Raw genomic sequence first — 21,196 nt, 5'->3', positions numbered from 1 at the left:
TTTATAGATTCTTTCGCAGTGACCAAAATCAAAATAACCACATCGCAAAATATCGAAATCGAGTACGAATTGGCCTCGATTTTCGACCGTATTCTGGCGTGGCTGATCGACATTGTCATCATCGTCGTGTACGTGTTGATCGCTGCATTCGTTGTCTCCGCTGCCTTGGGGGACATTTCTTCCGGGGCGATTGCCTTGGCGACGGTGCCCGGTTTGCTCTATCATCTGCTCTGCGAATGGTTTTTCAGGGGCCAAAGTGTGGGGAAAATGGCCATGCGCATCAAGGTCGTACGCGTCGATGGCAGTCCCGCCAACGTCGGAAACTATCTTTTGCGTTGGATCTTCAGGCTTTTGGAGGTAAATCCGGGCATGTTCTACGGTTCGATTGCGATTGGATCGATCGCATTTTCGCCGCGCGGGCAGCGGTTTGGCGACATGATGGCCGGCACCACGGTGATCAAACTCGACCGCAAGGTTTCTCTTGCCGATACCATCCTTGCCCCCACACGCGAGGGCTATCAAGCCTTGTTTCCCGAAGTCTCCAAACTCGACGATGCCGATGCCGGCACCATCCGCGATGTATTGAAGCAACACCGTATGGAAGGTGATCAAAGCGTGCTCAACGCCTGCGCCAACCGCGTTTGTCATGCTTTGGGTATCACCCCACCCCAAACAATGAATGCCGAGCAGTTCCTGCGCTCTGTCCTCAAGGACTATTCCCATCTTCATTGATCCGCAACCAAGAAGTCTGCCATGTCAAATCCTTCGAATTCCTATTCTGGAGTCAAAAATGTGATTTTGGATCTCGGCGGCGTGCTGTATGCCATTGACCCTGCGCGCACTGTCGCCGGCTTGGCTGCCTTGGCAGGTCCAAAAGCACAAGCTTTCGAGATGGACCATCCACTATTGCTGGATTTGGAAATGGGTTTGATTGCCCCGGCTGAATTCAGGGTTGCGCTGCGAAAGGCGCTCGACAGCAATGGGAGCGACGCCGAATTGGATACGGCGTGGAATGCGCTGCTGTTGGGTCCAATTCCGGGGCGAATGCATTGGGTGCAGCAATTGGCGGATCAATTCAGAGTCGTGCTGCTGAGCAACACCAATGTGATTCACCAGGAGATTTGGGGGCCGCAGTGTGCCGATATGTTTGAATTGATGGAACGTACATGGTTTTCTTTTGATCTTGGCAAACGGAAGCCCAACCGTGACATCTACGATTTTGTTGTGGATGCAATGGGGATGAATGCGGCAGAAACGCTGTTTTTGGACGATTCAAGGGCCAATATCGAAGGTGCTGCTGCCTCCGGATGGCAAACTGGCTGGATCAATTCAGCTGACAATGCACATTTCGAATCGTATTGTTTAGAATTGTTGAACAAAGTCTAAACAATCTGTCCTTGATTTGCGTTCTCAACGAAATTCATCACAGTTGGCAACGTACTCCATTCGCGACTTAGAAAATATTTCGGGCATCAAGGCCCACACTTTGCGTATCTGGGAGCAGCGTTACGAAATTTTGCAGCCCAAGCGCACAGATACCAATATCCGTTATTACGACGATGAGGATTTGCGTTTGCTCTTGAGCATCTCGATGCTGAATTGCAACGGATTCAAGATTTCCGCCATCGCGAAGATGTCGCACGACGATATTCACCATGCCTGTCAGAATCTGCACGTGGTGAGTGATGAGTTTGCCAATCAGATCAACACGATGAGTTTGGCGATGATCGAGCTCGACGAGGAACGTTTTGAGCGTGCCATCGCCCACAGCACGTTGCGCTATGGATTCGAAGACACGATGCTCAAGGTGATCTATCCTTTTTTTGAGCGGGTGGGCATGCTTTGGCAGACAGGCGCAATCACGCCGGTTCAGGAGCATTTCGTCAGTAACCTGATTCGTCAGAAGCTGATCGCTGCCATTGATGCGCAACAACCTGCCAAAGGTGACGGCGTGCCTAAATACGCGCTGTTCCTGCCTGAAGGTGAATTGCACGAACTAAGCTTGTTGTTTGCGGCATTTTTGTTGCGTTCCAGGGGCAACAAAGTCATTTACTTGGGTCAAAACCTGCCCGAGGAAGACTTGACGGCCGTTTACGAAGTCTATAAACCGGATTACTTTTTTACCATCCTCACGCTGGTTCCCCCCAAGGAAAGCACGCAAGCCTATTTGACGCGCTTGGGAAAGACCTTTCACCGATCCAGGTTTCTGGTCGCGGGTGCCGCTGTCGCGAATATCAAGACAACGGGCGACAACGTGATTCTCTTGCATCAGCCGCTGGATTTGTTGCGGTACGCCGAGCGCGGCTGATTTTTCCCCATCTTTTTCCATGCCAAGTTGACAGGGATGCCATTTTCGGTTGGGAATTTGCTTTTCCCTTCGCTGAAATGGCTTTTTTGCCATGAGACGTTTGTTGAACATTTTGAGAGCACTGGATGAACGAAATGTTTTTTTTCGTTAAATAATTTTCAGTGAAATTTGAAAGTTGTCTGATTTAGATCGTTGATATATAGCTTTTTGTGTGTTTGGCGATAGTGTGAGTGGAATTGTTTAGAATGGTTTTTAATAAATTTTGTTTAACCAAACACTTGCAATTGTTAAACAGAATGCGCAACTTTGGATCATGGTAGTCGTAATGGACTATCGAGCTGAAAAAAGAGAAGACTATGAATGCAATTGAGTTTGACACAAAGATACAAGGCCTGTCGAGGTTCCTTCGTCCGTTTGCACTGAAGCTCACACGTGATGCCGAAGATGCCGATGACCTGATGCAGGAGACCATGCTCAAGGCCATTACCAACCGTGAGAAATTTGCCGATGGCACCAACCTCAAGGCTTGGCTCTACACCATCATGAAGAACACCTTCATCACCCAGTACCACAGGATGGTGAGAAGGAATACCTTCATTGATACAACTGAAAACCTTCACTATATCAATTCTCCCGGAAGCGTAACGGAGAATGGGTCTGCAGGCAGCTTTGCGATGGAAGACATCAATGAAGCCATTGCAAACCTGAAAGACGAATACCGCGAACCCTTCATGATGCATTTCAAGGGTTTTAAGTACCACGAGATCGCTGAATATTTTGATATCCCCATTGGAACGGTCAAAAATCGTATTCACATCGCCCGCAAGTTTCTGAAGGACGATTTGGGAAGCTATCAATTTGAGAATTAAGGATTGATTGATTCTGTGAAAAGCGGCAGGGATTCAGTTCTTGCCGCTTTTTTTATGCGCTGACGGCCAAGCCTACCTTTTGCAGATCCGTCCAAAAGCTTGGGTAACTTTTTTCGACGACGTTTGCCTCGGCAATCGAGATGCTTGGCGTGCAAAGCGCAAGCGGGGCAAAGGCCATGGCCATGCGGTGGTCCTGATAAGTTGAAATGACATTCTCCTTCGAAACAAATTGGCCCTCCAACCACCATCGGTTGTTTTCCTCCATCAGCTGAATGCCAAACTTGGCCAACTCGGTCTGCAGGGCAGCGATGCGGTCCGTTTCCTTGATGCGGAGGCTCTGCAATCCGGTGAAGGTCGGTTTGGCGCCCAAGGCTGCGGCAGCCACGATCATACCTTGCGCCAGATCAGGGCAATCCGAGAAATCCCAATGAATATTCTGCCGGATGGGGCCGTGACCTGTCAGCTGCAAAATATCCTTCTGCCAATTCGTCTGTACGCCCAGGTCGGCCATTTTGGCAGCAACAACGCTGTCACCTTGCAAAGATTCTCTTCTAAGGCCGTGGAGATTGATTTTTGCAGACTTTGCCAAGGCCGTCACACAAAACCAATAACTCGCCGCGCTCCAGTCTGCCTCGACCTTGAATGTGCCTGAACGAAGCTGTTGTTTGGGCACATGAATCGTGTCGCCCTCCCAAGTATGCTGAATGCCAAACCGCGAAAGCAGTTCGAGGGTCATCTCAATATAAGGTCGCGACAACACCTCGCCCACAAGGCGAATGCGCAAGCCATCGGGCTGCTGATAGGCGATCAGGAGCAAGGCAGAGACAAATTGGCTGCTGACATTGCCGGGCAGGACCACTTCAGATTCGCCAAATTTCGCATTGCGTCCAAAGATCAGCAGGGGAGGGTAGCCTTTCTCACCGAGGTAGGCGATTTCGGCGCCCATCGTGCGCAGCGCATTCACAAGCGGCCCGATCGGGCGCTCCTGCATGCGCGCGCTGCCCGTGAGGAGCTTGTCTTCGGGCCTGAATGCGAGGTAGGCGGTCAAAAACCGCATCGCCGTGCCGGCATGGCCTACATCCATGGTTTCCGGATTTTCCCGCAAAAGCTGCTGCAAAATTTGGCTGTCTTTCGCCTCCGAAATGCCCTCCACCTGAATCAACCCTTTGGAAATCGCCTGCAAGATCAACGCGCGGTTGCTTTCGGATTTGGAACCTGGCAGCATGATGTCCCCTTCGAGCTTTGCGTTTTCAGGAGAAGAGAGATGAAGTGTCATGGTCGGTCTTTCTTTGAAAATTGATGGTGGTAGGCGAGCAGACTTGCTTCAATTTCGTCGATGGAGAGCCATTGGTCGATCAAAAATTTGCCGATACCATTGAGCAACGTCGCGTTGATGCGGCCTCCGACATTTTTCTTGTCTTGGATGCACCATTTGCTCACGTCGGGAATGATCTGCGGCGGAATGCGGACGATCCCATAAAGATTTTCAAGTGTCTGCACGATTTCTGACAATTCCTTCGCAGAAATCAGATTACGTTGGTGCGAGATCCAAGCTTCGCAGGCCATGCCGACTGCCACGGCTTCGCCATGCAAGAGCGGATCACCTGCAAATTCCTGCAAAAAGTGGCTTTCCACGGCATGGCCGATGGTGTGTCCAAAATTAAGCGCCTTGCGAATGCCTTTTTCCGTCGGATCAGATTCGGTGAAAAACAACTTGATTTTGACAGCTTTGGCAATGGTTTCGTCCCAATTTGAGGGCAAGCCTTGCAGTTCAACTGCTGTTTTCCACGCGTCGGCATCGTGAATGAGGTAGTGCTTGAGCACCTCGGCATAGCCGGCGCGCAATTGCAAATCCGGCAAGGTTTCAAGGAATTCGGGGTGGATCACCACCGCTTTGGGTTGCTGAAAACTGCCGATTTGGTTTTTGAAGCCGTGGAAATCGATCCCGGTCTTGCCGCCAATGGCTGCATCAGCCATGGCAAGCAGCGTGGTGGGAATATGCACAAAGGCGATTCCGCGTTTGTAGCAGCTTGCCGCAAATCCGCCGAGGTCGCAAATCATGCCACCTCCCAGGTTGATGATCATGTCGCCGCGTTCGAAGGCATTGGAAGTCAGTTTTTCCCAGATTTTCTCACATTGCGACAAGGTCTTGGAGGCTTCGCCTTCGGCGATGGAAAGGTGGAAATGTGGGGGAAGAAGGTCGCGCACCAATGGCCTGCACAACTCGGCCGTGTTGGTGTCGGTCAGCATTAAGATCTTGAATTTTGCATCGCTGATCTCGGCACAAAATCGAATGAGTGCATCCATTCCCAGGAAGACCTCGCTCAAACCACCCGCCGTTGACATTCGCTCTTGCTGCATGGGTCAAAATTAAGAATCTTTCATTCCGATGAACGTCCGTTGGAAATTGGAAAATTGTTTAAGATTTGTTGACCTATCTTAAACAATTTTGCCGCGCAGCGGTTTGCCTTTATAGACTACAATGAAAAGTGTTCTCCATGTTTAAGAAATTACTGCTTCTCATGCTGTTGGCCATGCCGTTTGGCTTGGCAATGGCGCAAAATGGCATTATCAAGGGTCGGGTCTACAATTCGATCAACAATGAACCCTTGGATTTCGCAACGGTAAAGGTTCAGCAGCAACCGTTTGGTACCTACACCGACTCCCTTGGTCGCTTCGAAATCAAGGGCATTCCGCCGGGTTTGTACAATGTCGAGGTGACCTACACCGGTTTTGCCACACAGGTGATTCCGGAATTGGAAGTGACCAATTCGAAGCCTGTGGAGTTGGAGATTGCCTTGAAAGAGGATGGTGCGACGGTCGATACGGTTGTCATTACCACCTCTGCCTTCAACAAGACGGAAGAGAGTCCTTTGTCGCTCCGTACGATCGGGGTCAACGAAATCGCACGAAGCCCAGGTGGCAACCGTGACATTTCCCGAATGATTCAGTCCTTGCCCGGCGTCGCCGGCACGGTGGCTTTTCGTAACGATATCATCATCCGCGGGGGTTCCCCCAATGAAAACCGCTTTTATATTGATGGCATCGAGGTTCCGAATATCAACCACTTTTCTACGCAGGGCGCAAGCGGTGGCCCGACAGGCCTGATCAATGTCAATTTCATCCGCGAGGTTGATTTTTACACCAGCGCCTTCCCCAGCAGCCGAGGCAATGCCTTGAGTTCGGTGATGGACATCAAGCAAAAAACCGGCCGCGAAGACCGTCTGGGATTTAATGCCACCGTCGGCAGCAGCGACCTCGGTTTGACCGTGGAAGGACCGATTGGCAAAAAAACCACTTTCTTGGCCTCCGGACGGCGCTCTTACCTCGGATGGCTTTTCAAAACATTGGGACTGCCATTCCTCCCCAATTACAACGACTTCCAATTCAAGACCCGCACCAAGTTTGACGAGAAAAATGAACTGACCGTGATCGGTTTGGGCGCGATTGACAACTTTGCCTTGAACTTGGAAGCCGATTCGACCGACGAGCAGAAGTATATTCTGGGATATCTGCCGGTCAACACGCAATGGAACTACACCGTCGGCGCCAACTTCAAGCACTTTTTTGAAAATAGCTACTTGACCGTTGTTGCGAGCCGTAACATGCTCAACAACAAGAATATCAAGTACCAGAACAACGATGAGTCCACAGAAGCCAACAAAATTTTGGACTACGTCTCGCAGGAGATTGAGAACAAGCTCCGTATCGAGCACAACGTGCGCAAGGGCGGCTTCAAGGTGGTTTATGGCTTGAACTATGAATTTGCGCGTTACCTCAACGATACCTACAACCGCATTTCGACGCCATTTGGCTTGGACACGATTCAATACAACACTTCCTTGAATTTGCACAAGTATAGTGCCTTCGGGAATTTGAGCCGCAGTTTCATCAGTGACCGGTTGGTGATGGCCGTAGGGGTACGTGTAGACGGAAGCAGCTATTCCAAAGAAATGGCGAATCCATTCGAGCAATTTTCGCCAAGGTTCTCGCTCAGTTATATCATCAAGCCGCGTTTCAGCTTCAATTTCAATACCGGCATCTACCGTCAGCTTCCTGCCTACACCTCGATGGGCTACCGCGACGCGGCAGGGAACCTTGTCAATCGCGACAACGGATTGAGCTACATCAGTTCCAAGCACATTGTGGCTGGATTTGAATACAATACCAAATTCAATACGCGGTTCACGACCGAGGGCTTCTACAAGCGCTATACCAACTATCCGTTTTTGTTGGATGAGCAGATTTCTGTGGCCAATCAAGGCGGAAACTTTGGTGTCGTCGGCGCTGCACCGGTTACCTCCACGAGCGATGGCCGCAGTTATGGCGTTGAGTTGAGTGCACAGCAGAAGATTTACAAGGGATTCTTTGGAATCGTGTCCTTCACATACGTGCGCTCGGAATTCACGGACAGTTCAGGCACCTTCAAACCGAGTTCATGGGACAACCGGGTGATTTTGACTTCGGTTCTCGGCAAGAAATTCAAGCGCAATTGGGAATTGGGTGTGCGCTGGCGCTATTATGGTGGTACACCTTATACGCCGTATGACTTGGACCGTAGCTCGCAAGTTGCCGTCTGGGACATCGTCGGACAAGGGATTCCAGATTATAGCCGTCTGAATTCCAGTCGTCTGGCCGCGAGCCATAGTATGGATGTGAGGCTCGACAAAAAGTGGTTTTTCCAGAAATGGTCGCTCAACCTCTATCTGGATTTGCAGAATGCGTACAATTTCCAAAGTGAGGGGCAACCTCGTTTGGATGTGGTACGCGATGCGAATGGAGCGCCGGTTTTGGATCCGAATGATCCGGGACGTTACCAATTGCGTGAAATTCCAAATACTTTGGGAACGCTGTTGCCTTCGATCGGCGTCGTGATTGATTTGTAAAAGAAAGTCGGGAGTTGTGGAATATTGGAAAGGCAGGACGAAAGTTCTGCCTTTCGATTTTAGTGCTGAGGGGCAGAAGCGCTTTCGGGGGATTGGTGGTCAGGGTTGGAGCTCGCCTCAGGTGTTGAAGGGGCATTGTCTTGGTTCAGCTGAAGGGTCGCAATCCGCGCGGAAAGCGAAGTTTCAAAATCACGGGTCGGCCTTTCTGCTTGTTTGGCAGTGACACCCTTTCCTTTTGGTGCGAGCAAGAAGGAGTGCTCCTTGCTGAAGTCAGATGAAAAAATGAAAAAAAGAAGACTGGCATAGCCAGCCGACAATAGCATCGGAAGCCCAAATCGTTTCATGCGCTGAAAATTTCTAAATACCCCTATACAAGCGTTCCTACGCGGAGTCGTACCCCAGACACTGACTGATTGATTGGAAAGCAATTTAGGAATAAGTATTGAATGGAGAAAAAATAATATTCAACAAATCGTCAGTAATACTAACGGCAAGCCTACGAAATGTTAAGTAACCCTGGTTGGCTGCGAACAATCATAAGCAACGCAGGGAAACGATTTCAAGAAATCGTCTGGCATTGGTTTCCATGAGGGAGTGTTGCAAGATCCATTCCCGGTTTGTCTGTGCGAAGGTTGAATGGAATTCTGCCGTATGTTGAAGCAAATGTTCAAGATCATGGTGAAGTTTGTCGGCCGTAAATGGATGACAAATCCAACCATTCTGCCCGTGTAAAATCAATTCGCGGTGCGCTGGAATGTCGTTGACGACGGGAATAGCGCCGACATATCGACCTTCAGCCAAGGCCGCCGAGTAGCCGTCATAGACAGGTGCAGAGACAAAAACGTCAGTAAGTCGCCACAAAGCATGCATCGTTTCCCGCGGAAGGGCAGTCTTGACATACCTGAAATTGGGATAGGATTTAGCCAGTTTTTCTGCGCGAATGCTTACTTCTGGCGAGACCGCATATCCCGCACCGAGCATGATAAAAACGGTGTCTTGATGTCCCTGCTCCAACAATCTTGCAAAACTCTCCAGAATAATATCTGCTTGGTAAATCGGTTTCAGGCCTCGTGGACTCAAAACGACCTTTTGAAGCGGCTGAATACTGAACAACGCGCGCGTTTTTTGCAGTTCCGCTTCGCTCACTTCAAACAATTCCGGTTCCACCCCCCAGCGCAACACCTCCATTTTTGTGCGGGGAACGGCAAACCATTCGGCCATGCAATCCACCAAATATTGGTTGTCGCCGGTCACCCAATCAGCGTTTTGAAGTGCTTGGGCTACCTTCTTGCGGTAGAAGCGGTATTTGAGCCTCGATTTCCACCTTTCAATGCGCGTGCTTTTGTGGGTAAGTGCATCCCAGCTTCGTCCTTGTGCTGCGTTGGATCGATGATAGTCAGGCGGATACTCGAGGATGTCTGCCCCAAAGGCGCAGGCAACAACAGGATGGAACGCTGATTGCATCGCCCAAACCCCAAACGGGGTCACATTCAGCGGATTCAATACATCAATGCGATGTTCCTTGAGCGCCATTGCGAGCACATTGCCGCCGCGCAGGTAATCCAAGTAGCTGTAGCCCTTGCCCCGCCCGACCGGCGGTTTCAACTGAATCGCTTCAAATTCGGTCGCATTCGAAGGGTCAAAACTCATCACGACCACCTCTGCACCTGCCTTTTGGAGCGCCTTGACCCATTTCTGGGTATGGAAATTGTTGGGATCGGAGAGGACAGCGATGCGCATCGTGCCGGCAAGATAAGGATTTTGAAGGTCGAAGAGACCTTGCACCCAGCTTGTCCGCATCAAATCCATGCCCAAGCCTGTAATTTCAACAAACCCTGCTAAATTCGGCCATGCTCTTCAACTCGCTTGTTTTTGCCTTGTTTCTGCCGGTGGTCTTTGGGCTTTACTGGTGGATGGGCAAATGGAAAAGCGGGCTTCGTGCACAGAATGTTTTCCTGATTCTGAGCGGCTACTTCTTCTACGGCTGGTGGGATTGGCGTTTTTTGCTGTTACTGTTTACAGCAACTGCCGTCGACTATTGGGTAGGGGTGAAACTAGGTAAAACCGAAGGCAAGCGAAAGCGGCAATGGGTGCTGATGGTAAGCCTTTTGATGAACTTGGGCATGCTGGGCACCTTCAAATACTTCGACTTTTTTGCGGAAGGGCTCGAAAATCTGCTGGTTACCCTCGGATTCAATGCCGACATGCCTACGCTGAAAATCCTGTTGCCCGTGGGCATCAGCTTCTATACTTTTCAGACGCTGAGTTATACCATCGACGTTTATCGACTCAAACTCGTGCCCACGCGCGATCCCATTGCCTTTTTTGCGTTTGTGAGCTTTTTTCCGCCCTTGGTAGCCGGCCCGATTGAGCGGGCTTCGCATCTCTTGCCGCAAATGTTGGCACCGCGGAGGTTTGACTATCCGTGGGCTGTGGTGGGGCTGCGGCTGATTCTCTGGGGAATATTCAAAAAAATCGTGATCGCCGACGCCTTGGCGCCCTATGTCAACTTCGTTTTTGGCAGCACGGTCCCCGTGGGTGCCTTGGACGTGGCTTTGGCAGTGTTTTTCTTCGGAATTCAGCTGTATTGTGACTTCAGCGGTTACAGCGACATCGCCATGGGATGCGCGAGGTTGCTGGGATTTGAACTGAATCACAATTTCAAAAGACCCTATTTTGCGCGTAGCCTGCAGGATTTCTGGCAGCGCTGGCATATTTCCCTGACATCTTGGTTCAGGGATTATCTCTACGTCTCTTTGGGGGGCAACCGCAAAGGTCAGGCGCGGCAAATGGCCAATGTGATGGCTGTGTTCCTGCTTTCGGGGCTCTGGCATGGTGCGTCCATCACTTATGTACTCTGGGGAGCGGTCCACGGAATCTGGTTTACCATCGAACGTTGGTTCAAACTTCCGGAACGCTTTCCCCGGATGGTCATGCAACCGATCGCGATTTTCATTGCATTCGGGAGCTATATTTTTTTCCGGGCAGGCGATTTGCCGACTTTGAAGCGCATGTTTCAGGGGCTCGGGAATTTGAATTTCCCTTCGAATTTAATGTTTGAAGGTATCACCGCAGACCTTTCAACGGTTTGGCCTGTGGGCTGGGTGATGTTTTATTTTTCCTTGCTGATTGGCTTTCTGTTTGTCACGGATGCCCTTTTTGACTTCACCCGAATCGATGACCGGTTCGCGCGCATGCCGAAATTCATTCGTTGGAGCTTTTATTACGGATTGATTGTCTGGCTGCTGGTTTTGGGTGCCTACGGCACCCCGCAACAGTTTATCTATTTTCAGTTTTGATGCGCAAATTCATCCGAAATATCCTGCTTTTCGGGCTGCCATTTTTGGGGGTGCTGACTTGGTTATTGGCTTCGGAACCGGAAAAGGCCTATTCCTACAACATGATCCAAAAGGATTGCCGCACGGGCGGATGGATGTACCGGAGGCTTTACGAGTCCAAAATGCCGGTGGATGTTGCCTTTGTGGGCACTTCCAAAACCATGTGTGATGTCAATGATTCGTTGTTGCAGCATCGGGTCAAAACGGAGTTTGGCCGCGACATGCAAATCGCCAACTTCGGGGTATGTCGATTGGGTGAAAATCTGCATTGGCTGATTACCAAGGATATCTTCGCACACAAAAAGCCAAAATACCTGATTGTGGAGGTGAGCACAGAGATGGCCAAAAACAGTCATTTTCACTTTCCTTATATGGCAACCTCAACGGACGTTTTCGGTGCCCCGCTTTGGGCCAACAGCGACTATTGGGCTGACATCTCACAACTTGGCTGGAACCGACTGGTCTATCAACGGGAGCATTTCCTGGGAATCGAACGAAAATTCGAAGACTTTCTCAATGACAGCCTCCACAGTTTTATGGTGGTCGCCAATGACATGGTCGCTGATTCGATTGAGATGGCAAAGGTGAAGGGAAAAAGGCAAACCGCCTTGAAACCCCAGCTTCCCCAAGGAATCGCGCGGTGGATCTACGATGCCGCAACGCGACCGACCAAATACTATTTCCGTCAGGTGGCCGAACTTTGCAAGCAAAATGGCGCAGAAATCATCTTTCTCTACCTCCCCGAATACGGCACACCGACAAACGCGCCTCAAGAAATGGCTTTTTTCAAGGAATTCGGACCTGTTTGGATTCCGCCGGACTCTGTTTTCGGGAATGCTAAGTTGCACATGGATCACAGCCACCTGAACATGCAAGGCGCACGAAACCTCAGCGATTGGCTTACAAGTCAGCTCGCAAAACTCCCTTGAATGAAACAATCAGGCACTTGCAAGGGTTTTTCTGTGGACTTCTAAAAAGCTGCTATCTTGCCAAGGCTTAGATTACCATGAAATCCCCAAAAAGCAGGAAAAAATCATTTCGGGTGGATTGCGGCAGCTGCCATGCCACACAAGACAGCTTGCGGTTTGCGTGCGCGCAATGCAAGCAGCGTCTATACACGAATGTTGATGAGGCGGAACTCGACCTTGTCGTCGCCAATGTCGCCCAAATGGAAGCCATTCTTGTGGAATTGGAGCAGCCTGGCCCTCGCAAGGGCAATCCTTATGAACCGGTCGACAAGGCCTGGGAATTTTACCGCGCCTTGCGGAAATTCCATTTCTTGCCCGGCATGCCGGCCTACCTCGACAATGTCCTGGAAGCTTTGCTTCCGTTCAAACTCAAGCTGCTGCAACGCACCGTAAAAGCCAATTGGATGTTTTTGATCGTTTTGGTGGTGTTCCCCATCGTCGCAGCCTTGTTCAAAATGCCGTTGATGATCGTGGGATTACTGGCATTGCCGGCTGTCGTTTGGCTGATGGTGGCCCTGAAAGCTGGCAATGACCTGAAAAAAACGAAGTTGAAAATGGACCAAATCTCTGCCGGATGAGTTGGAAGGCTTGGTCCCAAAACAAAGTGGTGCACGTGATCTTGGTATTGCTGGTATTCAGCTGTACAGGGTTGAGCGTAGCCCGTATTGGGCGGTTACTCACTGAATGGTTGGAGGTCGAGCGCTTTTCCTTGGCCTATTGGCTGCTTTGGATTGTGGCATTGTTGCCTGTTTACAATGTGCTGCTCCTTTGTTTCGCCTTTCTTTTCGGAAAATTCACCTACTTCCGGGAAAAACAGAGGCGCACATGGCGCAAAATGACCGGTTGGACGCGCAGAAAGCCTTGAAGCCTATCGCGTGATGGCGATTTTGCCAGAATAGGCCTTGATCCCGACCAAAATCCGGTAACAATAGACGCCTTCGTCCAGATCTGAAAGGTCCAATGGGTAGCGACCTGCGACCCCCGTGCGTTGCCTGACCTGTCGGCCGGTGATGTCAAAGAGATCCAACCGAACGGCACCGTTCCCTTGAATGTCAAAGGTGAATGTTCTGCCTTCTGTGGCGATTTCGAGGGCGCCCAAATCAGGCAATCCTGTTACCAAAACGACCTCTGAAACGGTGGATTGGCCATTTGCATCGACTTCTGTCAAACGATACCAGATTTGTTGCCGGGAAACGTCACGATCAATCCACTGGTAGTTAAGAGGTTCAGAAGATACGCCTGCTGCAGCTACAACGCCGATCTCCGAAAATGGGCCTGTGGGTTTTGCGGCGCGTTCCAGCCTGAACTGCGCTGAATTGGATTCGGTAAGCGTTTGCCAATCCAAATACACGTCCTTTTCTACGCGTCGCGCTTGCAGGTTGCGCCCGTACGTTGCCGCAAGTACATTGGTGGGTGTGCATTCATTCCAAGTTGCCGTCGGTGTGCCGCCGCCATAGCCAAAATCAATCCCATCGCCATTGCCCATGCAGAGCAAATCTGAACAGGGGGTATAGTTATAGGTGAAATCGCAAGTCGGGCCACCTGCAAGGCCGGAAAAGTCGGTGCGGAAGTACCGCGGATCCAGCCCATTTCCGCCTAGTCCGCAATCCAGGCAATTCTTCCAGTTACCACTCGTCGTATCCCAATCCGGATCGTTGCTGAACAACACATAAACCGAACCCAGCGAGCACCATGCACTGAAATTATAGGTAGTGAGCGGGGTATAGCTCATGACGATGAAGTTGGTATTCGGGGGAATCGGCGAATTGCTGAGGGCATCGTGAAACAGATTGCAGCCTGCGGCCAGGTTGAGCGCATCCACAAAAGGCTGATTGGAGGCCATGCTGTTGAGGTAGCCCGTCGCGGGCGGATTGCCGGAGCCATAATTCACGGAAAACATGTTGGGATCCGCGGGAATGGCAAAGTCTCCTGAGTTGAAAAACAGAATTTCATTGCGCCCTTCCTGCGCGCCACAGGCATCTACGAGCACCGCATTCAGGTTGGGGCAGGTTGCGCAAGTCGGTGATATATAGACAAATGCGGAAGTATCGTCAATCAAAATGCCGTCTGTTGCGCGGAATTGATAGGTACCTGCAGCGCTCAGTGAAAGTCCAGCGAATGTTGCGCATCCAAATGCTGCTGCTTGTGTGGTCGTGCCGGAAAGTACACCTGGCCCAGCTATCAAGCTGATCGTGATCGGATTGTTGTAGCTGATCGCGGTAAATCCGGTGTTGTTGGTGGCACAAACTTGTATTGAAAAGGTACCGCCGGGAAGATTGCAGCCTGATGGCGTTAATGCAAAGTTCAGGCGGGTTGGAATCACAGGCCCGGTTCCGCAAGCGGTTCCGCCAAATGTTTGGCCGTTGTTCAAGGCGCCTGGCGTTGCCGCACCGATCGTCGCCCAAGTGAAATCCGAATAGAGCACGCCTGCTCCAGTAAGTTGGAGAGAAAGTCCCACTGCCGTGGTAGAAGCCTCATTGACGCCGATATCGGTCGAAGTCATCCCGATAGCCGGTCCGCTTGCCGCCGTAAAGACCCCTTCGTAACTCAACAATTGCACCACGTAAGGCAAGCCCGGGAGACCGCATCCGGGAAACAAAGGGTTGTAAACCAATGCCATGCCGTCATTGCTGCCATTTTGGATCTGCGCTGGCAAATTCACCGGAAAATTCAATGTGCCAAAACCGTTGCACTGATCGGGGATGATGCCCGAGAGCATTACCGAATCGTACACAACCGCTGCGCCGGGAACAGCTCCATTGTAAAGGTAAATGCGGAAACAAGCGAGGTTGGTTCCCGCCGGACCTGCAATTTCCACCCCTTCGCCGACATCGGCACCGGTATTGTCATAGTGGATTTCGTTGATAAACACAGGAATTTGGGCAGGTACGCTCAAACAGAACGCACACGCGAACATCAGCCAAACTGCGATCCGAGTAACCATTTCAATGAGAATCTAATTCCGAAGGCCTTTCCAAACCATCCTCGTTGGATTTTTTGCGAAAGTGCAGAGATACGATACCGATAACCATTGGAAAAATAGCCATTTGAGCGATCTTCGCCAAAATATTTGATCCACATTCGCACGATGAAGGCTTTGAAACTTGCATTATTCTCGGATTCACGACGGGGTCCGTTGGGTTACCCCGGCCTTTTGGGGTTGATGACGACTTTTGGGCTGTTTTTTGCGATACAGGCCTATTCGCAGGTTCCCAAAATGCTCGGAAAACCGATGCAAGGTGCGATTGCTCCTACCTCTGCCAAGGTTTGGGCCATGGTAAAGGATGCCGATGAAGTCGAATTACGGGTTGCGAACGCTGTGTATAAGTTCAGTGCAAAGGAGCAAAAAGGTTGGAATGGAAGGATTCCAGTGACATTCGAAGTGGTCGGATTGGAGCCGGGAACAACGGTCGAAGCTGAACTTTGGGCGAATGGAACCCGACTTTCTGCGCCTTTTCCGATCAAAACCGCCGCAGCAACCGTTCAGCCGGAATGGTCTTTTATGGTCGGGTCCTGTGCTTTTTATGGTGTGGGTGCAATGCGTTTGGTGAAGCCGGGGCAATTCACCGACATTTTTGATGCGATGCGCGACCATCCGACAGACTTCATGATTTGGCTGGGGGACAATGTCTATTTGCTCAACGGCGAATGGAACAGCGACAGGCGGATGTATGAAAAGTACACCAAGGCACGTTTGGACCCGCATATCAACGATTTTCTTGCTACGCGACCCAACTTGGCCATGCTCGACGACCATGACTACGGTCCTGACAATGCGGAGGGCGATTTTGAAAACAAGGGGGCAACCATGGGCTGCTTCAAGGATTTTTGGCCGAATCCCTACTTCGGGAATGGCTCAGCGGGTACTTACACGCATTTTGACTATCAGGATGCAAGTTTTTTTATGCTCGATGACCGGTGGTTTCGGGAGTCTGAAGATCACAAACAAGTGCTTGGCACCGAGCAAATGGGCTGGTTGCAAGAAAAGTTGCTTGCAAGCACAGCCCCATTCAAATTCATTGCGTTGGGTAGCCAAGTATTGAGCGAGGCCAATCAGAAAGAAACCTGGTCCAAATTTCCTGAACGGCAAGTGCTGTTCGATTTTATCAAGGCCAATAAGATCACCGGAGTGGTTTTCCTTTCGGGCGACCGGCACTTCACAGAACTCTGCAAGTTGACGCAGGACGGGTTGTATCCACTCTATGATTTTACAAGTTCCCCGCTCACGAGTCCCTTGCGAAAGCGTGTGAACAAGCCCGATGACCCCGAATTTGCCCCTCCAATGCGGGTCCCCGGAACTAAATTTGTGGGTCACAACTTTGGTACAGTCAGGATTTCCGGCACAGAAGGTGCGCGTACCTGCAAATTGTCCACCTGGGATGCCTCGGGAACCTTGGTTTGGGAATTCACAATCAAACAGACGGAGCTAGACTGGATTCCGGATTGAAAATGCGCGGAATTCAGCTGGAATGATCGGCAACAATCACCCATTCGCCGTTGATTTTACGCCAAAGCAGTGTGAAATAGCCTTGTGGCGCATCTTTTTCGCGCGTGAGCAGCCATGCACCCGTGACATGGGCGACACCTTTTCCCAATGACTCGACGCGCAGGATCGTGAATTTCAATTTTCCCATGGCGGCTTTGTCAGGATAGCTGCGCTGGTAATTGGCCAAGGTAGGTTGCCATCCGTAGGTAATTCCGCTTTTGCCGATAAATCGCAAAGAATCGCTCCGCCAATAGCCATTCATGAAACCCTCCAAGTCCCCTTTGTTCCAGGACATCTCTTGGGAGGCCATTATTTCCAAAATGGCGGATTTGTCCTTGGGTTTGATGCCTTGTGCGCTAAGTACGAGGACGGTCGCAAATGTCAGGACAAAGAATATAGACCCTTTCATGGACATGAATTTGTGATTAAAATTCGAATTGGGCATTGATAATCAAAAAAATGTAATAAAATTCGTCATCAAGTTGTGGAAAATCCGAGTAGAAGGCATCTCTTCGGTGCAAGTTTCACAAGGAAAAATCACTCATTATTTAAAATCATCATTTTATGCTTATTAAGAACTTCGAAAACGAGAAGACCGCGATCCGTGGATTTTTTTCCAAGTCCATCCCAAGTTTTGTAGGAATTGGATTCGGCAGTACCGAAGAAATCAGTGCAATCCAAGTCTATGTCAAAGTAATGGGCAAAGGAGACTACCCTGCTTCCTATGCTTTGAGCGATGGCCGTGAAGTACGCGTCAGCTATACAGCAGTAGGTGACATCAAGCTCACGGGCTTCACCGGCCGCTACCGTCCTGCGCAGCCCGGTGCAATCATCGGCGGCGATGGTAGCCCTTATGCAGGTACCTTCGGCGCATTGGTCACCGACAATACCGATGGATCCAAAGTGATTTTGAGCTGCAACCACGTGTTGGCCAACTGGAGCACATTGCCGGTCGGTACGCCGATTTTGCAGCCTAGCTCAGCCTTTGGTGGCACCAATCCTGCCGATACCATTGGTACTTTGAAGCGTTCTGTTGCGCCGGATTTTAACCCTTATGGCGTCAACTACGTCGATGCAGCGATTGCTTCCCGTAGCAGCAGCTCGATTGCAAGCGCTACGCCATTTTGCAGTGCCGTCAAGCCAACGAAACAAGGCGCAGTGGGCATGGTATGGGCAGCATCGCCCTACATTACCATCATCAGTCCGATTGGGTTTCTGCTCTCAACACTCAATATCAGCGTTCCCAAGCAGAAGACAGCAACCGTAGGCATGTCCATTCACGCTTGCACCGCTGTGAGCGGATACGTTTCCACCACCGTGAGCGCAGTCATGGTAGACCTGCTTCTGATGGCCGAGAATGGCAACGAAGTTTGGTTCATGGATCAGATTACCTGCGCAGGCGGCATCATGGATGGACTTGGCGGCGACTCCGGCGCGATGTTCTACACCACCTTCAACGTATGATTCAATAGGTTGCAGGTACACCTGCGACCGACCCATCTTTTCAAACCGATCGCAGCAGGGACGCTATCATTGCGTCCCTGCTGTGCTTTTTGTACCTCTCAAGACTTGGATTGATGTTCCGAAACCTCGCCGAAGGTAAATCAGTGGGAAACACAGAATAGAGTTTTGCTGGATTGTGCTAAATTTGGCCCAAGGTATTGGTAGTACCTTGATTGGGTAAACCAAATTTAGTTTTTCTGAATGGGAACTTCCATTTCTATGAGTCCCGAAAGTACGGATTTAGAGGTCATTGCGCACTATAAGGCAACGAGGGATCAGCAGTATCTTGGGAAGTTGTTTCAGCGCTACAAATACCTCGTTGTAGGGATTTGCATGAAGTACCTCCAGCACAAGGAGGAGGCCAAGGATGCCAGTATGGACATCTATGAGGAATTGATTTCCAAGGTTTTGGAATTCGAAATCAAGAATTTCAAAAGTTGGCTTTCCAGTGTGGCACGTAACCATTGTCTCATGAAAATACGCAAAACCAAGGGCATATCCGAGGTTGACGTACAAAATGAGAAAATTGAGAATCAATTTATGGAAAGTGCCGACTTTGAGCATCTTGTAACTGAAAAGCAGGATGAATCGGAAGTCTTGCTAGAGGCAATTGAACAACTCAAAGACGGTCAACGCGAATGCATCAGACTGTTTTACCTGAAGGAGCTCAGTTACAAAGAGGTTGCTGATATCACGCAACTCGATTTGAAACAGGTGAAGAGCAACATTCAGAACGGGAAGCGCAACCTGCAATTGATTTTGGCCCAAGCCCTTAAAGATTAGACGTTATGAATGAGGTTCCCTACACAATCGGCAAGTTTTTTGCAAAATCGGGATGCATCTCGCAGGATATGTTGATGCAATACGCTGACGGTACGCTTCCTGAAGCACAAAATCGCCAAGTGGAGCTTCATTTGGCCGACTGTACCGATTGCGACGAAGCATTGGAAGGCATCATGCTTGCCGGTACCGAAAACTACGCCAAAATGGTCGAGGAAGTCGGAAAATTGGTCGAGCAACGTGTCTCGCAGGATTCCAGTGAAGGTGCCAAAGTCATCGAATTCCGCCCCAACATCAACCCACCACAGGCCGCTGCCATTCCTGTTGCCACTACGACGCGCGGCGGATTCAAAAAGGCGCTTCCATTTTTTGGAATCGCAGCTTCTTTGGCATTGATTCTCACATTTGGAATCCTTTTCATGGGAGACAGCGGCGCAAAGATTGCCGACCGCAACTTTGAAGCAATGGAAATTGGCACAAGAAGGGGAGCAGTTTTGGAAAGCCCAGATCCTTCGGATCTTCCTGCAAACCCCAATGCGGCCTCAGAAGCCACATATCAAGAGGCGTTGGATTTGTACGAGGCCAAAAACTATCAAGAGGCCGCTTCAAAATTTGACCTCAGCACCCAGCCAAAAGCAGCCCTGTTTGCAGGTGACAGCTACTTCCTCTTGGAGAACTTCACGGCAGCTGCCACGCGTTACCAGAAGGTCATCGATGCCAAAAATGGCTCCGAAGGTCATGCCGAATACAACTTGGCACTGACTTACCTCAAGCTGGATCAAGTCGAAAAAGCGAAGGCCATCTTGGAAGCAATTGCACAAAACGAAGAGCACGATTTTGTGAACAAAGCCAAGCTGACACTTCAAGATGTCAACGACCTCTAAAGATCGATTTCAAGAATTCAGATTAGTTTCATATCACCCTTGGCCCGTTCCCAAAAAGGACGGGTCTTTTTTTGTGCATACCTTTTTTTGAGGTAACTTTAAATCAAATCTGGTTTTATAGATATGAGAAAAACATTACTCCTTCCGCTTTTTGCCATGCTTGCCTCTTTTGCAATGGCGCAACCCGTTTTGGATCAGACAGCAGTCGGACAAGTCGGTGCGACCTTCTACTTGGGGATTCAGGATACCTTCAGTCCAGGCTTCAGCATCGGATCGGCAGGCGCCAATCAAACCTGGAATTTTGATACGCTCCTCGTCAATGGCACCGATACGCTTTGGTTTGTGGCGCCATCCTCATCCGTCTATGCTTCCAACTTCCCCACTTCCAACCTTGCCATCAAGCAAGCTTCTTTGGGCGATGGCATTGCCTTCCTCGAATCTGCTAGTGGACATTTGGACCTGCTCGGCCTCGCCGCCGATTTGCTCAATACCGGTTCGCCAATCGTCGTGACCCAAAATCCACCATCACGTGTCGCTCAATTCCCATTCACCTACCTTGATACCTATAACAATGTCACGATCATTGACGTGACTGCGGATGCATCCGGGTTCGGAATTCCTTTTGTCGACAGCGCACGTTACAAAAACATTCAAGACCGCGACCTCCTGGCGGATGGTTACGGAACTTTGACCCTCCCGGTCGGGCCATTCACCAACGTCCTGCGTGTGAAAGAGATCAACAGCCAAACGGATTCGATTTGGATTCATAGCTTTTTGGGTTGGAGCCTCTTTTCTGATAGCGTCTACACCGACTCTACCTTCACATGGTGGGACGGCTCCAAAGGCTATTATCTCGCTCAAGCCTCCTACATCGGCGGCAATTTGAACACGATTCGCTACGAAGATCCCGTGATCGTCGGTAAGCCGGAACCGACCGTTAGAGCGTTTTCCGTTTATCCCAATCCGTCCCGCGACCGTGTCTATTTTGACACCGACGGCAAAGTGTATGACCTCCGGATCACCGATTTGCAAGGACGATTGGTGGCGCAGCATCGACTCAGCGGCTCCCATGCCGAAGTCCATGTCGGAAGCCTGCCCGTTGGCTGTTACATCTATACGCTGCTCGATAAAAATGGCTTGCCCAAACAGTCCGGCAAGCTCTTCAAGGACTAAA

General features: G+C 50.3%; 19 protein-coding genes. 14 read left to right on the top strand and 5 right to left on the bottom strand.

Features of this window, described 5'->3' with window-relative positions; all coding sequences use genetic code 11:
* The first annotated feature begins 18 nt into the window (after positions 1–18).
* The 4 genes from IPN95_20715 (at position 19) to IPN95_20700 (ending at position 3,177) form a co-directional block, all read left to right on the top strand.
* On the top strand, positions 19–732 hold the full coding sequence (locus IPN95_20715; GenBank protein MBK9451792.1) for an RDD family protein: 714 nt from the start codon (positions 19–21) through the stop codon (positions 730–732).
* A gap of 21 nt (positions 733–753) precedes the next feature.
* Positions 754–1,386, top strand: coding sequence for an HAD family phosphatase (locus IPN95_20710; protein ID MBK9451791.1), 633 nt, complete (start codon positions 754–756; stop codon positions 1,384–1,386).
* A 43-nt stretch (positions 1,387–1,429) separates the two neighbouring features.
* Positions 1,430–2,308 carry a MerR family transcriptional regulator gene (locus tag IPN95_20705; protein ID MBK9451790.1) on the top strand — a complete coding sequence of 293 codons (879 nt, stop codon included), beginning with the start codon at positions 1,430–1,432 and terminating at the stop codon, positions 2,306–2,308.
* Between the two features lie 356 nt (positions 2,309–2,664).
* Positions 2,665–3,177 (top strand): RNA polymerase sigma factor, encoded by a 513-nt coding sequence (locus IPN95_20700; protein MBK9451789.1) that lies wholly within the window; start codon positions 2,665–2,667, stop codon positions 3,175–3,177.
* A gap of 52 nt (positions 3,178–3,229) precedes the next feature.
* Here IPN95_20700 and IPN95_20695 read toward each other — a convergent pair whose 3' ends face one another.
* Both IPN95_20695 and aroB read right to left on the bottom strand, forming a co-directional pair.
* Positions 3,230–4,453: a 3-phosphoshikimate 1-carboxyvinyltransferase gene (locus IPN95_20695; GenBank protein MBK9451788.1), complete on the bottom strand. Its 1,224-nt coding sequence runs from the start codon at positions 4,451–4,453 to the stop codon at positions 3,230–3,232.
* Positions 4,450–5,538: a 3-dehydroquinate synthase gene (gene aroB / locus IPN95_20690; protein MBK9451787.1), complete on the bottom strand. Its 1,089-nt coding sequence runs from the start codon at positions 5,536–5,538 to the stop codon at positions 4,450–4,452. The genes IPN95_20695 and aroB overlap by 4 nt, the downstream gene beginning before the upstream one ends.
* A gap of 137 nt (positions 5,539–5,675) precedes the next feature.
* On the opposite strand from aroB, the gene IPN95_20685 reads away from it, so the two are divergent.
* Positions 5,676–8,063, top strand: coding sequence for a TonB-dependent receptor (locus IPN95_20685; GenBank protein MBK9451786.1), 2,388 nt, complete (start codon positions 5,676–5,678; stop codon positions 8,061–8,063).
* A 534-nt stretch (positions 8,064–8,597) separates the two neighbouring features.
* Here the strand turns inward: IPN95_20685 and IPN95_20680 are convergent.
* On the bottom strand, positions 8,598–9,872 hold the full coding sequence (locus IPN95_20680; GenBank protein MBK9451785.1) for a glycosyltransferase family 4 protein: 1,275 nt from the start codon (positions 9,870–9,872) through the stop codon (positions 8,598–8,600).
* 41 nt (positions 9,873–9,913) lie between these two features.
* Between IPN95_20680 and IPN95_20675 the strand changes: the two genes are divergently transcribed.
* The 4 genes from IPN95_20675 (at position 9,914) to IPN95_20660 (ending at position 13,234) form a co-directional block, all read left to right on the top strand.
* Positions 9,914–11,362, top strand: coding sequence for an MBOAT family protein (locus IPN95_20675; GenBank protein ID MBK9451784.1), 1,449 nt, complete (start codon positions 9,914–9,916; stop codon positions 11,360–11,362).
* Entirely contained in the window at positions 11,362–12,330 is a 969-nt protein-coding gene (locus IPN95_20670; GenBank protein ID MBK9451783.1) for a hypothetical protein, read from the top strand. The genes IPN95_20675 and IPN95_20670 overlap by 1 nt, the downstream gene beginning before the upstream one ends.
* Positions 12,331–12,407: 77 nt before the next feature.
* The gene (locus IPN95_20665) at positions 12,408–12,947 is read left to right on the top strand and encodes a hypothetical protein (GenBank protein ID MBK9451782.1); all 540 of its coding nucleotides are present in this window, start codon (positions 12,408–12,410) and stop codon (positions 12,945–12,947) included.
* Positions 12,944–13,234, top strand: coding sequence for a prolipoprotein diacylglyceryl transferase (locus IPN95_20660; protein MBK9451781.1), 291 nt, complete (start codon positions 12,944–12,946; stop codon positions 13,232–13,234). Before IPN95_20665 ends, IPN95_20660 begins: the two co-directional genes overlap by 4 nt.
* A gap of 3 nt (positions 13,235–13,237) precedes the next feature.
* On the opposite strand, the gene IPN95_20655 is transcribed toward IPN95_20660, so the two are convergent.
* On the bottom strand, positions 13,238–15,313 hold the full coding sequence (locus tag IPN95_20655) for a T9SS type A sorting domain-containing protein (GenBank protein ID MBK9451780.1): 2,076 nt from the start codon (positions 15,311–15,313) through the stop codon (positions 13,238–13,240).
* 144 nt (positions 15,314–15,457) lie between these two features.
* Here IPN95_20655 and IPN95_20650 point away from each other — a divergent pair, with 144 nt between their 5' ends.
* Complete coding sequence (locus IPN95_20650) at positions 15,458–16,816, top strand: alkaline phosphatase family protein (GenBank protein MBK9451779.1); 1,359 nt, start codon at positions 15,458–15,460, stop codon at positions 16,814–16,816.
* A 13-nt stretch (positions 16,817–16,829) separates the two neighbouring features.
* Here IPN95_20650 and IPN95_20645 read toward each other — a convergent pair whose 3' ends face one another.
* On the bottom strand, positions 16,830–17,264 hold the full coding sequence (locus tag IPN95_20645) for a DUF4440 domain-containing protein (protein ID MBK9451778.1): 435 nt from the start codon (positions 17,262–17,264) through the stop codon (positions 16,830–16,832).
* A 155-nt stretch (positions 17,265–17,419) separates the two neighbouring features.
* Between IPN95_20645 and IPN95_20640 the strand changes: the two genes are divergently transcribed.
* The 4 genes from IPN95_20640 (at position 17,420) to IPN95_20625 (ending at position 21,195) form a co-directional block, all read left to right on the top strand.
* Positions 17,420–18,319 carry a hypothetical protein gene (locus IPN95_20640; protein ID MBK9451777.1) on the top strand — a complete coding sequence of 300 codons (900 nt, stop codon included), beginning with the start codon at positions 17,420–17,422 and terminating at the stop codon, positions 18,317–18,319.
* Between the two features lie 258 nt (positions 18,320–18,577).
* On the top strand, positions 18,578–19,141 hold the full coding sequence (locus IPN95_20635) for a sigma-70 family RNA polymerase sigma factor (GenBank protein ID MBK9451776.1): 564 nt from the start codon (positions 18,578–18,580) through the stop codon (positions 19,139–19,141).
* A 5-nt stretch (positions 19,142–19,146) separates the two neighbouring features.
* Positions 19,147–20,022 (top strand): zf-HC2 domain-containing protein, encoded by an 876-nt coding sequence (locus IPN95_20630; GenBank protein MBK9451775.1) that lies wholly within the window; start codon positions 19,147–19,149, stop codon positions 20,020–20,022.
* Positions 20,023–20,145: 123 nt separating this feature from the next.
* On the top strand, positions 20,146–21,195 hold the full coding sequence (locus IPN95_20625; protein ID MBK9451774.1) for a T9SS type A sorting domain-containing protein: 1,050 nt from the start codon (positions 20,146–20,148) through the stop codon (positions 21,193–21,195).
* Position 21,196: the final 1 nt, after the last annotated feature.

It is taken from the genome of Bacteroidota bacterium (genome assembly GCA_016718825.1).
Lineage (GTDB): Bacteria > Bacteroidota > Bacteroidia > J057 > JADKCL01 > JADKCL01.
The sequence above is the reverse complement of the archived record's forward strand: the minus strand, read 5'-3'. Positions and strand labels throughout refer to the sequence as shown.

Excerpts from the sequence above, each read along its gene's own strand:
- IPN95_20710 (MBK9451791.1), top strand. The coding sequence starts at position 754 with ATGTCAAATCCTTCGAATTCCTATTCTGGAGTCAAAAATGTGATTTTG.
- IPN95_20700 (MBK9451789.1), top strand. The coding sequence starts at position 2,665 with ATGAATGCAATTGAGTTTGACACAAAGATACAAGGCCTGTCGAGGTTC.
- IPN95_20695 (MBK9451788.1), bottom strand. The coding sequence starts at position 4,453 with ATGACACTTCATCTCTCTTCTCCTGAAAACGCAAAGCTCGAAGGGGAC.
- aroB (MBK9451787.1), bottom strand. The coding sequence starts at position 5,538 with ATGCAGCAAGAGCGAATGTCAACGGCGGGTGGTTTGAGCGAGGTCTTC.
- IPN95_20685 (MBK9451786.1), top strand. The coding sequence starts at position 5,676 with ATGTTTAAGAAATTACTGCTTCTCATGCTGTTGGCCATGCCGTTTGGC.
- IPN95_20680 (MBK9451785.1), bottom strand. The coding sequence starts at position 9,872 with ATGGATTTGATGCGGACAAGCTGGGTGCAAGGTCTCTTCGACCTTCAA.
- IPN95_20675 (MBK9451784.1), top strand. The coding sequence starts at position 9,914 with ATGCTCTTCAACTCGCTTGTTTTTGCCTTGTTTCTGCCGGTGGTCTTT.
- IPN95_20670 (MBK9451783.1), top strand. The coding sequence starts at position 11,362 with ATGCGCAAATTCATCCGAAATATCCTGCTTTTCGGGCTGCCATTTTTG.
- IPN95_20665 (MBK9451782.1), top strand. The coding sequence starts at position 12,408 with ATGAAATCCCCAAAAAGCAGGAAAAAATCATTTCGGGTGGATTGCGGC.
- IPN95_20660 (MBK9451781.1), top strand. The coding sequence starts at position 12,944 with ATGAGTTGGAAGGCTTGGTCCCAAAACAAAGTGGTGCACGTGATCTTG.
- IPN95_20655 (MBK9451780.1), bottom strand. The coding sequence starts at position 15,313 with ATGGTTACTCGGATCGCAGTTTGGCTGATGTTCGCGTGTGCGTTCTGT.
- IPN95_20650 (MBK9451779.1), top strand. The coding sequence starts at position 15,458 with ATGAAGGCTTTGAAACTTGCATTATTCTCGGATTCACGACGGGGTCCG.
- IPN95_20645 (MBK9451778.1), bottom strand. The coding sequence starts at position 17,264 with ATGAAAGGGTCTATATTCTTTGTCCTGACATTTGCGACCGTCCTCGTA.
- IPN95_20640 (MBK9451777.1), top strand. The coding sequence starts at position 17,420 with ATGCTTATTAAGAACTTCGAAAACGAGAAGACCGCGATCCGTGGATTT.
- IPN95_20635 (MBK9451776.1), top strand. The coding sequence starts at position 18,578 with ATGAGTCCCGAAAGTACGGATTTAGAGGTCATTGCGCACTATAAGGCA.
- IPN95_20630 (MBK9451775.1), top strand. The coding sequence starts at position 19,147 with ATGAATGAGGTTCCCTACACAATCGGCAAGTTTTTTGCAAAATCGGGA.
- IPN95_20625 (MBK9451774.1), top strand. The coding sequence starts at position 20,146 with ATGAGAAAAACATTACTCCTTCCGCTTTTTGCCATGCTTGCCTCTTTT.